A 515-nucleotide genomic window follows, 5' to 3' on the forward strand; every position below is an offset into this window, starting at 1 on the left:
GCGGGACGTCGAACGACACGCCGCCCTCGATCTTGTTGGTGGTCTCACCCTCGCCACCGATGAGGAACGGGATGGGGAACAACGTGATGATATTGGTGTTGCCGCCCTCGATGCCCGCGCCGAGGTCGATTCCGAAGCTCAGGTCGTCCATATCGAGTTGGCAGCCGACGAGGTAGCCGGTCTTGAGCGTTCCGGTGGCACCCTCGGGCACTTCGGACATCGCGGTGCCGGTGGCCCAGGCGTTGCGATTGAGCCCATTGAATGCGATCTGAGGGGCAACCTTGGCCGACTCGTCGAAGTGCGCGATCTTGTACGGACCGGCGACCTTCTCTCCATTGGCGAGCGGTACGAACGTTTCGGCATTGGCCGCTCCGGTGGACATCAACCCGACGGCGACCGACGCCACCGCACCGAGCACAGCGACTCGGCCGACTCTGCGCATCACGGAATAGCGAGACTTGTTCATGGTTCCCCTCGTAAAGCACTGAATTCAGGCTGCCTCGACATCACCACCG

1 protein-coding gene is annotated in these 515 nt (G+C 62.5%); it reads right to left on the reverse strand.

The genetic code is table 11. The features are described 5' to 3' along the window. Positions 1–466 (reverse strand): MspA family porin (locus A2J03_RS19650; RefSeq protein WP_068377334.1); only part of this gene is annotated, 466 nt, incomplete at its 3' end. Positions 467–515: the final 49 nt, after the last annotated feature.

Origin of the sequence: Rhodococcus sp. EPR-157, from assembly GCF_001647195.1 — a bacterium.
Classification (GTDB): domain Bacteria; phylum Actinomycetota; class Actinomycetes; order Mycobacteriales; family Mycobacteriaceae; genus Rhodococcoides.